The sequence below is a fragment of the Nonomuraea sp. NPDC002799 genome (assembly GCF_053592075.1).
The window spans coordinates 26346-40848 of record NZ_JBSFVA010000060.1; the positions used below are offsets into that span (position 1 = coordinate 26346).

Below are 14503 nucleotides of genomic sequence, written 5' to 3' on the forward strand. Positions count from 1 at the left end.
GGTGATCAACGACGCGCTCCCCGTCTTCTGCCAGGACTTCCGGCTGCCCGTCCGCGACTACCGCGAATGGGCGGGCCACCTGCGCAGGTCGGCGAAGATCGCGCCGGACATGCTGATCAGCGCGCTCGCCCATCCACTCACGCTCGCCTGTCTCGGGTCGGTCACCACCGACCCGCAACACCGCCTGCGTGTGTCGGGCACGCCGACGCTGCTGCTGGGCAACGCCCTGCACGACCCGGCCACGGCCTACCCGTGGGCGGTCGAAGCGGCGCGGCAGATCGGAAACGAGGCCCGGCTGCTCACCTATGAGGGGTGGGGGCACGGCGTCTACGGCCGCGGCGAGTGCCCGACGGCGGCGTTCGACCGCTATCTGATCTCGCTCGACGTGCCGGCCAAGGGCGCCAGGTGCCCGGCGGTGCCGCCGGACGAGGTGGGCACGCTCCGGACCCGCCCGTTCCCCGGTCCCCTCCCCGGCCTCCCCGGGTGGACGGCCTCGTAGATCTCATCGGGGGCTCCGGCGGCGTGCCCGGCCAGCTACCTGCGCGCCGCCGAACCGCTCGGCTGCCAGCCGAGCGCGGGCGCCACCTCGGCGGCCAGCAGCTCGATCGACCGCAGGACGAGCGGATGCGGCGGGTCCACCGAGTGCACCTGGAAGACCAGGTCGGTGACGCGTTCGAGGGTCGGATCGGCGCGCAGGCTCTCGATGACGTCCTGCGGGGTGCCCACGTGCACGTCGAACGCGGCGATGCGGCTGTCGAGGTCGCCGTCGGGCAGCTCCCACGGCAGCCGCCCCCGGCCCAGGCCCTGCTCGGCGCAGCGCAGCGCCTCGGCCCTGCTGTCGGCCACGAACGCGGTGCGCGAGGCCATGATGCGGGGGGCCACCCCGGCCGGCAGGTTCTCGTAGTAGGCGTCCACGATCGGCCGCTGGATGGCGGCCAGCGTGGCCTGCGGATCGTCGGCCGGTCGCGGCTGGGTGCGCGACAACATCAGCCCGTTGCCGGCCCGCCCGGCGCGGGCGCCGCCCGACACCGAGAACGTCGCCTCCCAGATCGCCCCGAGCAGCCGGGGCGCCGGCGGATAGAGCCGGCTGCCGCCGGCCAGCGGCTCTCCCGACCAGGCCTGGCGCACGACGGCCAGATGCTCGGCGTAGACGGCCGCGCGGGCGGCGCTGTCGTGCCCGAACGGCGCGAACGACGACGGCGTGCCGCCGCTGCCCACGCCCACCTCCAGCCGCCCGCCGGCCAGCAGGTCGAGCACGGCGGCGTCCTCGGCCACCCGCACCGGCTGTTCGAGCGGCAGGGTGATGATGCCGGTGCCGAGCCGGATGCGGCTGGTCCTGGCGGCGACGTGGGCGAGGAACACCAGCGGCGCGGGCAACCCGCCCTCGGCGCCGTCGAAGTGGTGCTGCGCCACCCACGCGGTGTCGAACCCGCAGGCTTCCGCGTGCTCGATCTGCTCGGCGGCCAGCCGGTAGCGCTCACCCGCCGGCACGTCGTCCAGCAGCCGGGTGAAGAAGCCGATTCTTGGGCTATGGGTCGTTCCTGATTCCACGATGTCGCGTCCTTTGCGAAGTGCTCGGTTGCCGGAGATCGTTCCCGACGCGGGCCCGGCGAAGCGCAGGTTACCTGGGCAGCCTGGGCACGGACGCGACCAGGGCCTGCGTATACGCGTGCCGGGGCCGGGCGAACACCTCGCGCACGTCCCCCTCCTCCACGACCCGGCCGTCCTTCATGACCAGCACCCGGTCGCTGACATGGTGGACGACGCCCAGGTCGTGGCTGATGAAGAGCATCGCGGTGCCGTACTCGGCCTGGATCTCGGCGAGCAGGTCGAGCACCTGCGCCTGGATCGAGACGTCCAGCGCCGAGACCGGCTCGTCGCAGACGAGCACGTCGGGGCGGGGGCCGAGGGCGCGGGCGATGGCCACGCGCTGGCGCTGGCCGCCGGACAGCTCGCGCGGATGCCGGGCGGCCAGGTCCGGGGTGAGTCCGACGCGGGCCAGCAGGTCCAGCACGCGGGCACGGCGCTCGCCCCTGGGCAGCCGCAGCGGCTCGGCGACCAGGCGGCCGACGGTGTGGCGGGGGTCGAAGGAGTCCAGGGGGTTCTGGGAGATGACCTGGATCCTGCGCCGCAGCGGGCGGCGCCGGTGCTCCGGCAGGCCGCTCCACTGGCGCTGGTGCAGTGTGACCCGGCCCTGGTCGGGTTCGAGCAGGCCGAGGGCGAGGCGGGCCAGGGTGGTCTTGCCCGAGCCCGACTCGCCGACGACGCCCAGCGTCTCGCCTTCGTGCAGGGTGAAGGAGACGTCGTCGACCACGCGGCGCGGCCCGTACGAGCGGCTCAGGCCCGTGCCGGCGAGCACCTGGGCAGACCGGTTCGGCTCTGGGCGGGTGAACGGCGCGCCGCCGGACAGCCGGGTGCCGCGCGAGGCGGCGGACGGCACGGCGGCCAGCAGCGAGCGCGTGTAGTCGTGCGCGGGCGCGGTCAGCACGTCGAGGGCGGGCCCCTCCTCGACGACGCGGCCGTCCCGCATGACCAGGATGCGGTCGGCGATCGAGGCCACGACGGCGAGGTCATGGCTGATCAGCAGCAGTGCGCTGCCCGCGGCCTTGCGCGCGGCGAGCAGGCGCAGGATCTGGGCCTGCACGGTGACGTCCAGCGCGGTGGTCGGCTCGTCGGCGATGATCAGCTCGGGGTCGGCGGCGATGGCCGAGGCGATCAGCACCCGCTGCCGCAGCCCGCCGGAGAGCTGGTGCGGATGCTGGCCGGCGCGGAGCTCGGGCTCCGGCACACCCGCCGCTTCGAGCAGCTCCAGCACCCGGGCCGCCCGCCAGGACCTGGGCACGACGTCGTGCACGGCCAGCACCTCGGTGATCTCCGCGCCCACGGTGCGCAGCGGGTCGAGCGAGACGAGCGCGTCCTGCAGCACCAGCCCGGCGAAGCGGCCGCGCAGCCGCCGCCAGTCCTTCGGCCCGAAGGCCAGCGCGTCCCGGCCGCCGAGCGTGAACGCGGCCGCCCGCACCGTGGAGCCGGGCCCGGCCAGGCCGAGCAGCGTCCTGGCCGTGACGCTCTTGCCGGAGCCGGACTCGCCGACGACGGCCACGCACTCACCGGGCGCGACCGACAACGAGATGCCGCGCACGACCTCGGTCCCGCCGAAGCTCACCCGCAGGTCCGCGACGGCCACCAGCGCAGCGGCCGGATCCACGTCGGCGACGCCGGCGGCCTCGCCCCGGACTGCGTGGGCGGCGCCGGTGGCCTCGCCCCGGACGACGGTCATGGCGTTCTCCCCTCGAAGCGGCGTTGCAGCCGCCGTCCGACGACGGTCAGGCAGACGACGGTCAGCGTGATCGCGGCGCCCGGGAACAGCGCCTCCCACCAGGCCACCCGCAGGTAGTTGCGCGCCTCGGAGAGCATCGCGCCCCACTCGGCGGCCGGGGGTTGCGGCCCCATGCCGAGGAAGCTGAGCCCCGAGCTGGCGATCACGGCCGTGCCCAGCCCGATGGTGGCCAGCACGGGGATGGGGCCGAGCACGTTCGGCAGCACGTGCCCGGTGGTGATCGCCAGGCGGGAGCGGCCGAACGTGACGGCCTGCTCGACGTAGCCGGAGCGGCGGACCACGAAGGTCTGGGCGCGTACCACGCGGGCGTAGTTGGGGACCTGGGCGACGGCGATGGCCAGGATCACGTTGACGATGCCCGGCCCGGTGATCGCCACGACGAGGAGCGCGAGCAGCAGCTCGGGCAGCGTGGACAGCACGTCGAACGAGCGGGCCAGCGCCTCGTCCAGCCACTTCGGCGACAACCCGGCCGCCAGGCCGAGCAGCACGCCGCAGGTGACGCCCAGGGCGGTGGCGGCCAGGCCGATGCTGATCGAGTGCCGCGCGCCGTGCACGACCCTGGCCAGCACGTCGCGGCCGAGGTGGTCGCTGCCGAACCAGTGGCCGCCGCCGGGCGCGGCGAGGGCGCCGAGCGGGTCGGCGGCCAGCGGGTCCACGCCGGTGAGCAGTCCGGGCGCGGCCACGGCCAGCGCGAGCAGCACGAGGAAGGCCGCGGGGGCCAGCAGGCGCACGGTCATCCCCTGATCCGCGGATCGATGACCCGGTAGGCCAGGTCGAGCACGGTGCTGATGAGCACGTACGCGATGGCCGACAACAACACGACGGCCATCACCACGGGCATGTCCCGTCCGGTCACCGCCTGCATCGCCACCTGGCCGAGCCCCGGCCGCCCGAACAGCACCTCGGTGATCACCGCCCCGCCCAGCAGCGTGCCGGTGAACCAGCCGGCCAGCGTCACGGCGGGGATGAGGGCGTGCCGCAGCGCGTGCCGGGCGACCAGCGCGCGCTCGGTGAGCCCGCGCGCCCTGGCCGTGACCGCGAACGGCTGCTCCAGCGCGCGTTCGAGCCCGCCGCGCAGCACCTGGCCGAGCACGCCGGCCATCGGCAGCCCCAGCGCCAGCGCGGGCAGCACCAGCGCCTGCGGCCCTTGCGCCCCCGAGACGGGGAACCAGCCGAGCGTGAACGAGAACACCGCCAGCAGCACGAGCCCGATCAGGAACGGCGGCACCGACACCGACACGAGCTCCGCCGCCGAGGCGGCGCCGCGCGACCACCGGCCGCGCCCGGCCGTGACGAGCGCGATGATCCCGGCCAGCGCCACGCCGGTGCCCGCCGCCGCGAGCGTGAGCTGCGCGGTGGGCGCCACCTGCGTGGCCAGGATCTCGCCGACGCTGCGCTGGAGCAGGTAGGAGCGGCCGAGGTCGCCGTGCAGCAGCCGCCACAGGTAGGCGAGGTACTGCGCGATCTGCGGCCGGTCGAGCCCCCACTCCTGGGTGATCACGGCCCGGATCTCCGGGGTGTCGGGGCCTTCGGCCACCAGGATGTCCACGGTGTCGCCGGGCGCGAGCAGCAGCGCGACGTAGGAGGCCGTGGCCGCCGCCCATAAGACGGCGAGCCCGGTCCCGAGCCGCTTGATCATGTGCCGATCCGCACGTCGTACGCGCCGGCGGGCGTGCCGGACGCGGGGTCGAAGCCGAGCCCCTGCACGCTCTTGTTCGCCGCGATCTGGTCGGCGGGCACGTAGACGGGGAACACGATCGCCTTCTCCCGCACCGCCGCCTGCTGCACCTTGGTGTACAGCTCCTTGCGCTCGGCCTGGTCGGAGGTGGCCGTGGCGGCGGCGAGCCACTTGTCCACGCGGGGATCTGCGAAGCGGGTGCGGTTGATGGCGCCCTTGGCCGGCAGGATGAGGTTGAGTGCGGCGCCGACGTCGGAGTCGCCCCGGGAGTTGCCGAAAAGCTCGTACTCGTTGTCGTCGAGCGCCTTCTGCGCGCTGCCCTGGTCCACGATCTTGACCTGGAAGTCGATGCCGGCGCGCTGCTTGACCTGCGCCTGGACGGCCTGGGAGAGGACGTCGCGGCGGTCGCGGATGTAGGGCGCCGAGGCGACCTCGCGCACGGTGAGCCGCTTGCCGTCCTTGACCCGGAAGCCCTCGGCGTCGCGCTCCTTCCAGCCGGCCGCGTCGAGCAGCGCGTTGGCCTTGGCCGCGTCGCCGCCGTAGGCGCCTTCCAGGCTCGCGTCGTAGAAGGGGCTCCTCTTGCCGGCGACGCTCCACGCCCTGGTGGCGGTGCCCTGGTAGACCGAGGTGAGGACGGCGTCCACGTCCACGGCCTCGCGGAAGGCCTCCCGTACGCGCTGGTCGTCGAAGGGGGGATGCGAGGTGTTGAAGTAGTAGGAGTAGGCGGTGCCGGAGTTCAGCGACGTCCGCAGGGTGAGGCTCGGGTCCTTCTTGATCAGGCTGACCTCGGTGGCCGGAACGCCCTCGATGACCTGCACCTGGCCGGAGGTGAGCGCGCCCACGCGGACCGCCGCCTCCGGCAGGAACCGGTAGGTGATCTCCGACAGGTGTGCGGGGCCCTGGTGCCCGGCTCCGGCGGGCGGCCACGCGTAGGCGGGGTTGCGGCGGTAGTGGATCTCCTGGCCGGGGACGTACCGGTCGAGGATGAACGGCCCGGTGCCGACCAGGTCGAGCCCGCCGAACTTGAGGTCCTTGGCGCCCTTCAGCGACTTCGGCGAGACCTGCCCGGCGTAGGGCGAGGCGAGGAAGTCCAGGAAGAGCGCGTCCGGCTCCTTGAGCGTGATCTCCAGCGTGTCCGGCGACACGACCTCGGCCCGGTCGAACGCGCGTAACTGGATGGCGGCCACCGCCGCGTTGTAGCCCTCGACCTTGAACTGGTCCAGGTTGGCCTTGACGGAGGCCGCGTCGAACTTCGTGCCGTCGTGGAAGGTCACGTCGTCCCGCAGGGCGAGGGTGTAGGTCAGCCCGTCCTCCGACACCTTCCACGACTTGGCCAGCCACGGCTGGAAGGAGCCGTCCTCGCCGCGCGAGACGAGCGCGTCGAACTGGTTGAACACCAGCAGCCTGACCTTGTTCTGCGACCACTGCTGCGGGTTGAGCGTGATCGGCTGCGACTCGATGGCCCAGGTCAGCGCGGCGGTCTGGGCGTGCTGGGCGGCGGGTTGCGCACCGCACGCGACCAGCGCGAAGGCGAGCAGGAGGGGGGCGGCACGCTTCACGGGCGGTCCCAGGCTCTGGCGAGCAGCTCGTACGAGCGCACGCGGTCGTCATGATCGTGGGTGATGGTCGTGACCAGCAGCTCGTCGGCCCCGGTCACCCGGCGCAACACGCGCAGCCGCTCGGCCACGGCGTCCGGCGTGCCGACGAACTGCGTGTCGACGCGGTCCTTGACCAGCTCGCGGTCGGCGTCGGTCCAGACGTGCGCGGCGGCCTCCTCCGGCGTCGGGTACGGGATCGCGCCGGACCCGGTCCTGATGCTGCGCACCCAGAGCGCGTACGGCTCGGCCAGCCTGCGCGCCGTCGCCTCGTCCTCGGCGACGACCGCGTCGGCCGACACGACCACGTACGGATCGGACAGCTCGGCCGACGGCTTGAACGCCTCCCGGTAGGCCGCGACCGCCTCCAGCACGCTGGACGGGCTGACGTGGTAGTTGGCCGCGAACGGCAACCCCCGCTCCCCCGCCACCTGCGCGCTCTGCCCGCCGCTGCTGCCGAGGATCCACACCTCGACCTCGGCCCCCTCGCCGGGCACCGCGCGGGCCTCGTGCGTGCCGCCCAGGAAGGCGAGCACGTCGTCGATCTGGCCGGCGAAGTCCGGCGTCTGGGCGCCCGGCTGCTGCAGCAGCGTGGCGTAGTAGGCGAGCTGCGGATGCTTGACCAGGCTCGACCAGTTGAAGGGCGCCGGGATGAGCAGCCCGTCCACGGTGTGCTCGACGGCGTCGGCGTCCGGCCTGGCGGTCGCGAGCTCGGCCCGGCGCTGCCCCGAGCGGCCGATCCCGAGGTCGATCCGGCCCGGATACAGCGCGTCGATGAGCCCGAACTGCTCGACCGCCGACAGCGGCGTCTGGTGCCCGAGTTGCACGGCCCCGGATCCGACGCGGATCGTGCTCGTGGCCGCCGCCACCAGTGCGATCAGCACGGCCGGGGCCGAGCTCGCCACGCCGGGCGCGAAGTGGTGCTCGGCCAGCCAGTAGCGGCGGTAGCCGAACGCCTCGGCCTTCTGGGCGAGGTCGATGGTGTTGCGCAGGGCGTCGGCGGTGGTGTGGCCCGAGGTGATGGGGGCGAGGTCGAGAATGGACAGCGTCACAAGGCTCCTCCGGCGGTGGCTGCGGGTAACGGCCGGCTGGGGATCTCGGCCCGCAACACGGGCGCGATCTCGGCCTGGAACAACTCCAGCGCGTCCCGGTGCTGCTTCGGCGTCAGCCCGTCGGCGTCGGCGTGCAGGTGCATGACCTCGTGCCCGAGACGTTTGTGATAGCGCAGCACCTTGTCGATGATCTGCTCCGGGCTGCCGACCAGGATGGAGCTGCGCTCGATGGCGTCCTCCAGCGTGGCGAAGACCACCGGCAGGCCGAGCCGCCGCTGGAACGCCACCCGGGCGTCGAACACCGGCCGGTACGTGGCGATCGCCTCCTGCGAGGTGCGGGCCGCGTAGTAGCCCGCCGTCCCCGCGCCCACGAGCGCGTCCGCCGGATCGTGCCCGTAGTGCGCCCAGCGCTCCCGGTAGTGCTCGATCAGCTCGGCGTAGGGGCCGATGGGGTTGGTGACGTTCGCGGAGAACAGCGGATCGCCGTAACGGGCGGCCAGGTCCACCGACTCCTTGCTGGTGGCGCTGCCGTGCCAGACCCTGATGGGCTGCTGCAACGGCCGCGGCCAGGTCTCGGCGTCGGTGAGCGAGGGGCGGAAGCGGCCCTCCCAGGTGACCTTGTCCTCCCGCCAGAGGCGGCGGAACAGCTCGTACGACTCCCGGTTGCGCTCCCACTGGTCCTCGGCGGTGACGTGGAAGAGCTGGGCCTGCGCGGCCCCGTTGCCCTTGCCGATGATCAGCTCCAGCCGGCCGCCCGACAGGTGGTCGAGCGTGGCGTAGTCCTCGTACGCCCGGACCGGGTCCAGCAGGCTCAGCGTCGTGACGGCGGTGAACAGGCGGATGCTGGTGGTCTTGGCCGCGATGTGGCTGAGCACCACCGGCGGCGAGGAGGAGATGAACGGCCGCTCGTGCCGCTCCCCGACGCCGAAGCCGTCGAAGCCGAGCTCCTCGGCCAGCACCGCGTTGTCGACGACCTCGCGGAAGCGCTCGGTGGGCGACCTGTCGTCGTTATGCACAATCAGCGTGATGGCAAGAAATTTCACGACACCTCCGCGTAGCGGCTGGCCGGGCGCGGCAGGCCGAGCAGCCCGCGCAACGTCCCGGCTTCGTACTCGTGCCGGAACGCGCCGCGCTCCCGCAACTCCGCCGTCAGTCCCCTGGTGATCTGCTCCAGGTCGTACGGCACCGCCCCCGGCCGCAGCCGGAACCCCTCGATCCCGGCCCGCCGCCACTCCAGCAGCACCTCGGCCAGTTCGGCCGGGGTGCCGGTGAAGACGGCCGCGTCGGAGGTGAGCTCGGCGCCGTCGAGCTCGTCGAGCCGCGCCTTGCGCCGGGCCGCGTCCTCGCCCAGGAAGACGACCAGGTCGGCGAAGATCTTCAGCTCGGCGGACAACCCTCTGACCTCCGCCACGATCTCGCGGGCCTGCTCGGCCGATTGCGGCGTGACGTACACGACGTCGGCGCTGCTCGCGGCGAACTCGTACGGCAGGCGGGCGTGCGCGAGCGCGGTCACCACCGGCTGACCCTGCGGCGACCTGGGCGTGATCGACGGCCCGCGGACCGAGAAGAACCGCCCGGCGAAGTCGGCGTAGTGCAGCCGGTCCCGGTCGATGAACCTGCCGGTGGGCACGTCGCGGATCTCGGCGTCGTCCTCCCAGGTGTCCCAGAGCCGCCGCGCCACCTCCACCGCGTCGGCGGCCTCGGCGAACAGGTCGTTCACGTGCGGATCCGCGGACAGGTCCACGCCGCCGGGCCGGTTCAGGACCTGGTCGATCGGCGGGAACTCCCTGCGGCCGAAGTGCCGTGCCTCGGCGGACCGCGCCGAGATCTGCGGCCGCCAGCCGGCCCGGCCGCCGCTGACGTGGTCGAGGGTGGCGATGCCGATCGCCACGTGGAACGGCTCGGTGTGCGTGGTCGTCGCCGTCGGCACCAGCCCGATCCGCGTGGTGAGCGGCGCCAGCGCGGCGGCGAGCAGCACGGCGTCGAACCGGCCGCGCACCTGGTCGGTGCGCTCGTCGGGGCCGTCGGGGCGGGTGGACTGCAGGCCCAGCGCGTCCTCGATGGTGACGAAGTCGAGCAGCCCGCGCTCGGCCTCGGCGACCAGGCCCGCCCAGTGGCGGATCGAGAAGAGCGCCCCGGGCGCGGCGGCCGGCTCGCGCCAGGCGGCGGGGTGCCAGCCCGCGCCGTCCAGCGCCACGGCCAGATGCAACGTCATGAGAGCTCCAGATGGTCGCGGAGGGTGACGCCGGTGTAGTCGGTACGGAAGACGCCGCGCTCCTGCAGCACCGGCACCACCCGGTCCACGAACTCGTCCAGCCCGCCGGGGGTGAGGTGCGGCACGAGGATGAAACCGTCGGCGGCGTCGGCCTGCACGTGCTCGTCGATCTGCCGCGCCACGCTCTCCGGGGTGCCGACGAACGTCTGGCGTCCGGTCACCTCGATGACCAGGTCGCGGATCGACAACCCCTTCTCCTCCGCCAGCGCCCGCCACTTGGCGGCCACGGCGGCGCGGTCCTTGATCGGCACCCGGCCCTGCGAGACGCCCTCGGACAGATCGGGCTCGGCCTCCGGCAACGGCCCCTCCGGGTCGTAGGCCGACATGTCACGACCCCACACCTGCTCCAGGAACGCCAGCGCGGTCTGCGGCCCGACCTGCTGGCGGCGGATGGCGGCGGCGTTCTCCGCGGCCTCGGCCTCGGTGTCGCCGAGCGCGAACGTCACGCCGGGCATGATCTTGAGCTGGTGCGGCTCGCGGCCGTACCTGGCCAGGCGGCCCTTGACGTCGGCGTAGAAGCGCCGGCCGTCCTCCAGCCGGCCGTGCGGGGTGAAGATCACATCGGCGTTCGCGGCGGCGAACTCGCGGCCCTCGCCGGAGTCGCCCGCCTGGATGATGACGGGATGCCCCTGCGGGCTGCGGGGCAGGGTGAAGCGGCCCTCGACCGAGAAGTGCGTGCCCCGGTGCTCGACGGCGCCGATGGCCCCCTCTTCGACGAACCGGCCTTCGTCGGGGTCGGCGATGATCGCGTCCGGTTGCCAGGAGTCCCACCACCGGCGCGCCAGGCCGACGAACTCGGCGGCCCGCTCGTACCGGTCGGCGCGGTCGAGGAAGCCGCCACGGCGGAAGTTCTCGCCGGTGAAGGCGTCGGAGGTGGTCACCACGTTCCACGCCGCCCGGCCGGCGCTCAGGTGGTCGAGCGTGGACAACCGCCTGGCCAGCTCGTACGGCTCGTTGAAGGTGACGTTGACGGTCCCGGCCAGGCCGAGCCGGTCGGTCAGGGCGGCCAGGGCGCTGAGTACGGTCAGCGCCTCCGGCCGCCCGACCACGTCGAGGTCGTGGACACGGCCCTTGAGCTCGCGCAGCCGCAAGCCCTCGGCGAGGAAGAAGAAGTCGAACTTGCCACGTTCGGCCGTCCTGGCGAGATGGGCGAAGGAGGCGAAGTCGATCTGACTGCCGGAACGGGGGTCGGCCCAGACGGTGGTGTTGTTCACACCGGGGAAGTGGGCCGCCAGGTGTACCTGCTTACGCGTCACACCGGGCTCCGGCTCACGATTCGGGACGGATCTCGGGCCGGGCGGCCGGACGGGCTCCCGGCCGCGCCTCTGGACGTGCGCCCGGCCGCGCCTCCGCTTCCGGATGGGGCAGGAAGCGGCCGAACCGTCCCTGGTGGTAGAGCAGCGGGCGGCCGTGCCCGTTCACCTCGGCCTGCGCCACCAGCCCGGCGACCAGGATGTGGTCGCCGATCTCGACGGTGTCGTACGGCAGGCAGATGAGGTGCGCGGACACGTCCCGCAGCAGCGGCGCGCCGAGCGGCCCCTCCTCCCACCGGGTGGGGGCGGCGAAGCGGTCGACGCCCTTGCGGGCGAACCGCGCCGCCAGCTCGGCCTGGTCGCTGGCCAGGATGTTGACCGCGAAATGGTCCGCGCTGCGCAACCAGGGCCACGTGGTCGAGGAACGATCCACATAGAAGGACACGAGAGGCGGGTCGAGGCTGACCGAGGAGAAGGAGGTGGCGGTGAGCCCGACGGGGCCCTCCTCGCACTGGGCGGTGATCACGACGACCCCGCTGGCGTGCACGGAGAGCGCCCGCCGGAACAGGTCGGCCGCCACGACGCGGTCAGGCAGCGTGTCGGTCATGCCGCCGTCCTCGCCGGGTGCTTGCCATGGTCCTGGACATGTTCGACTGAGATCACGAGAGGGTTCCTCACGAGAGATGACGTGCTCGGGCGGCGCTTTCGGGCCGTCCGGGAGCGCGGGAAGGGGTTCGTCAGCACGAGCGTGGGCGGCGTCGGCCACGCTGGAGCGCGGGGGGAAGGCGGGCGGTCCGGGGGGCCGCGCCGCTCGGCTGCTAGTCCGTGATCAACGACACTGTGCGCTGGCAACGTGGCAGAAGTCCACATGCGAGCGCCTGGTCAGGTGAAGTCCCTGGCTCATACCCACGACGCTAGGCCGCCGTTCCGGACAAGTCAATATTTCCTACTGGTTTTACCTGAAAAAGGACGCGCCACCCCCGCTGCGGGGATGCGGGCATGGCGGGACGGCCGTCTCACGGCTGTCCCGCCGGGTCAGAGCAGCAGATCAGCTCGCGGACGTCAGATGTCGAGGTCCTCGACCACGGGACCGCCGGCCGCGTCGGCGATCAGGTCGTAGAACTCGTCCGGGATCTTGCCCTTCAGCTCCTCGATGTTGTCCACCACGTCGAGGGTGGACTCGCCCTGAACGAAACCCCAGGTCGTGTCGCCGAGACCGAGATAGCCGCGCCAGGTGTCGACCCAGTCGCCCGACTGCTTGCCGTCCACCCAGTTGGGCGAACGGTCCACGTGCAGGACGAACTTGTCCCTGCGCGAGCGGTAGACCCGGAACATCTCGACCCGGTTGCTCGTGGTGCGACCCCACTCGCCGAGCAGGACTCCGAGGAAGCGCTGCTTACGACCCGCGCCCTGACCGACCTGTACGACGATCTCCTCGTAGCCGCTCTTCCGCCCCTCCTCGGCCTCGACATAACGCCGTAGCGCCGAGCTGATCGCGGCCGACAGCTTGCCTCCGGCCAGTTCCTGGGCCCGCTGGAAGACCGCGAGATCGTCATCGGAGACGTAGATCGTCTTGTTGGGCATCCCACCACCTCGTTCGCCTATACGTACAAGTCTACGTATAGGCAGGTGGCCTGGCAAGGGTACCCCCTATGCATACCCCCTACGAGACGGCGAACCCCCCTACGAAACCGGAAACACGCCCCCGGACGTGTGCCATGCTCGGCGGATGCCCATTCCCCGAGCGGTCGCGGTGGTCGTCGACGGCGCGCGAGCCCTCGTCATCAAGCGCTACTACCGGCGCGAGTCCCCCGGCGTCTGCGGCCTCTGCCGCAGGACCGGCCAGGAAGGGCCACGCTGCCCGGGGCATCACTACGCCCTCCTGCCCGGCGGGCACGTCGAGGACGGCGAGAGCGCGGAGACCGCGGCGCTGCGTGAACTGCGCGAGGAGACGACGCTCGACGCGCGGATCGACCGGTTGTTGTGGACCGGACAGCACTACGAGCGCCCGGCCACCTACTTCCTCATGACCGACGTCACCGGCACCGCCGTGCTCTCCGGCGAGGAGGCCGTGGAGCACGGGCCCGCCAACAGCTTCGAACTCCGGTGGGCGACGGCCGCCGAGTTCGACGAGCTCAACCTGATCCCGCCCGACATCCGCGAGCCCCTCACCCGCCTCCTGAACCCCTGAAGGCAAGCACCCACCCGCCTGCTCAGCCCCCCGAGAGCAAGCCGCCCACCGCGCCTACTCGGCCCGCGAGAGCAAGCCGCCCACCCGCTTTCTGCACCCTGAGCGGACTACTCCGCCCGGATGTTGTCGTAGGCCACACCGCCGATGGTGATCAGGTTGCCGTCGTTCTCGGTCGGGCCGCCGTTGCTCTGGTCGGCCTCCACCTGGCCGGTCGCGTTGGCGAAGTCGACGGGCGCGATCGTGCTCAGATGCCGCCGCCCGTCCGCCGGCGCGGTCACGACCACGGCGACGGCCTCACTGGTCGTGGTGGCGGACCGGCGCCCGGGACCCCAGTCGTAAGCGGCGGTGACGGCGATCGGTTGACGCGCTCCCGCCACCGCCGCCGCCCGCCTCAACGCGCTGGCCGTGGCCGCCGAATCGCACTCCAGCACCTACGACCGCGACCTGTTCCCGCACTGGATCACCGTCACCGGCGCCTGCAACACCCGCGAGCAGGTCCTCAAGCGAGACGGCACCAACGTGGTGACCAACTCCTCCTGCGCGGCCACCTCCGGCTCCTGGTACAGCCCGTACGACGGCGCGACCTGGACCGCCGCCTCGGACGTCGACATCGACCACATGGTGCCCCTCGCCGAGTCGTGGGCCTCGGGCGCCTGGTCCTGGACCACCGCGCGCCGCCAGCAGTTCGCCAACGACCTCGGAGGCCCGCAACTGTGGGCGGTGACGGACAACGTCAATCAGTCGAAGTCGGACCGGGACCCGGCCGAGTGGCAGCCGCCGCGCACCGCCGAGCACTGCCGCTACGCCCGGGCCTGGATTCAGGTGAAGTGGTATTGGGGGCTGAGCGTGGACAACGACGAGAAGGACGCGCTGGGCGACATGCTCTCCGCCTGCTGACCCGGCAGCCCCTCCACCTCCCCGGGAAAGAACCCTTCCCGGGGAGGCCGGACCCCGGCCCCGGCCACCGCCCAGGCAGGGCAATCGACCGGCGTGACCGACCATCGGCAGGCGGTCGCCGGTGAACGGGTCAGCGGTAGGCGGTGGCTTGGAGGGTGTAGAGCTCGGCGTAGAGGCCGTCGAGGGTCATGAGGGTGTCGTGGTCGCCCTGTTCGGTGATCTTGC

At 72.6% G+C, this 14503-nt stretch carries 15 protein-coding genes; 3 read left to right on the plus strand and 12 right to left on the minus strand.

The window, feature by feature from the left end; all coding sequences use genetic code 11:
- Position 1 precedes the first annotated feature (1 nt).
- On the plus strand, positions 2–499 hold the full coding sequence (locus tag ACWD0F_RS48845; protein ID WP_449889536.1) for an alpha/beta hydrolase: 498 nt from the start codon (positions 2–4) through the stop codon (positions 497–499).
- A gap of 35 nt (positions 500–534) precedes the next feature.
- On the opposite strand, the gene ACWD0F_RS48850 is transcribed toward ACWD0F_RS48845, so the two are convergent.
- From ACWD0F_RS48850 to ACWD0F_RS48900, 11 genes are all read right to left on the minus strand, one after another.
- The gene (locus tag ACWD0F_RS48850) at positions 535–1551 is read right to left on the minus strand and encodes a putative FMN-dependent luciferase-like monooxygenase (protein ID WP_449889538.1); all 1017 of its coding nucleotides are present in this window, start codon (positions 1549–1551) and stop codon (positions 535–537) included.
- Positions 1552–1621: 70 nt separating this feature from the next.
- On the minus strand, positions 1622–3277 hold the full coding sequence (locus ACWD0F_RS48855; protein ID WP_449889540.1) for a dipeptide ABC transporter ATP-binding protein: 1656 nt from the start codon (positions 3275–3277) through the stop codon (positions 1622–1624).
- On the minus strand, positions 3274–4074 hold the full coding sequence (locus tag ACWD0F_RS48860) for an ABC transporter permease (RefSeq protein WP_449889542.1): 801 nt from the start codon (positions 4072–4074) through the stop codon (positions 3274–3276). Before ACWD0F_RS48860 ends, ACWD0F_RS48855 begins: the two co-directional genes overlap by 4 nt.
- Entirely contained in the window at positions 4071–4976 is a 906-nt protein-coding gene (locus ACWD0F_RS48865) for an ABC transporter permease (RefSeq protein WP_449889544.1), read from the minus strand. Before ACWD0F_RS48865 ends, ACWD0F_RS48860 begins: the two co-directional genes overlap by 4 nt.
- Positions 4973–6574, minus strand: a complete 1602-nt coding sequence (locus tag ACWD0F_RS48870; RefSeq protein ID WP_449889546.1) for an ABC transporter substrate-binding protein — start codon at positions 6572–6574, stop codon at positions 4973–4975. The genes ACWD0F_RS48865 and ACWD0F_RS48870 overlap by 4 nt, the downstream gene beginning before the upstream one ends.
- Positions 6571–7662 carry an MsnO8 family LLM class oxidoreductase gene (locus tag ACWD0F_RS48875; protein WP_449889549.1) on the minus strand — a complete coding sequence of 364 codons (1092 nt, stop codon included), beginning with the start codon at positions 7660–7662 and terminating at the stop codon, positions 6571–6573. The genes ACWD0F_RS48870 and ACWD0F_RS48875 overlap by 4 nt, the downstream gene beginning before the upstream one ends.
- Entirely contained in the window at positions 7659–8705 is a 1047-nt protein-coding gene (locus tag ACWD0F_RS48880) for an LLM class flavin-dependent oxidoreductase (protein ID WP_449889551.1), read from the minus strand. The genes ACWD0F_RS48875 and ACWD0F_RS48880 overlap by 4 nt, the downstream gene beginning before the upstream one ends.
- Entirely contained in the window at positions 8702–9877 is a 1176-nt protein-coding gene (locus ACWD0F_RS48885) for an LLM class flavin-dependent oxidoreductase (RefSeq protein WP_449889553.1), read from the minus strand. The genes ACWD0F_RS48880 and ACWD0F_RS48885 overlap by 4 nt, the downstream gene beginning before the upstream one ends.
- Positions 9874–11193 (minus strand): NtaA/DmoA family FMN-dependent monooxygenase, encoded by a 1320-nt coding sequence (locus tag ACWD0F_RS48890; RefSeq protein WP_449889556.1) that lies wholly within the window; start codon positions 11191–11193, stop codon positions 9874–9876. The genes ACWD0F_RS48885 and ACWD0F_RS48890 overlap by 4 nt, the downstream gene beginning before the upstream one ends.
- A gap of 13 nt (positions 11194–11206) precedes the next feature.
- On the minus strand, positions 11207–11797 hold the full coding sequence (locus ACWD0F_RS48895) for a flavin reductase family protein (protein ID WP_449889557.1): 591 nt from the start codon (positions 11795–11797) through the stop codon (positions 11207–11209).
- 455 nt (positions 11798–12252) lie between these two features.
- Positions 12253–12774 (minus strand): EXLDI protein, encoded by a 522-nt coding sequence (locus ACWD0F_RS48900; RefSeq protein WP_449889560.1) that lies wholly within the window; start codon positions 12772–12774, stop codon positions 12253–12255.
- Positions 12775–12919: 145 nt separating this feature from the next.
- On the opposite strand from ACWD0F_RS48900, the gene ACWD0F_RS48905 reads away from it, so the two are divergent.
- Complete coding sequence (locus ACWD0F_RS48905) at positions 12920–13381, plus strand: NUDIX hydrolase (RefSeq protein WP_449889562.1); 462 nt, start codon at positions 12920–12922, stop codon at positions 13379–13381.
- Between the two features lie 107 nt (positions 13382–13488).
- Here the strand turns inward: ACWD0F_RS48905 and ACWD0F_RS48910 are convergent, their stop codons facing one another.
- On the minus strand, positions 13489–13812 hold the full coding sequence (locus ACWD0F_RS48910) for a hypothetical protein (RefSeq protein ID WP_449889563.1): 324 nt from the start codon (positions 13810–13812) through the stop codon (positions 13489–13491).
- Here ACWD0F_RS48910 and ACWD0F_RS48915 point away from each other — a divergent pair.
- Complete coding sequence (locus tag ACWD0F_RS48915; protein WP_449889565.1) at positions 13787–14278, plus strand: HNH endonuclease family protein; 492 nt, start codon at positions 13787–13789, stop codon at positions 14276–14278. The two genes, ACWD0F_RS48910 and ACWD0F_RS48915, sit on opposite strands and share 26 nt — an antisense overlap.
- Positions 14279–14503 lie beyond the last annotated feature (225 nt).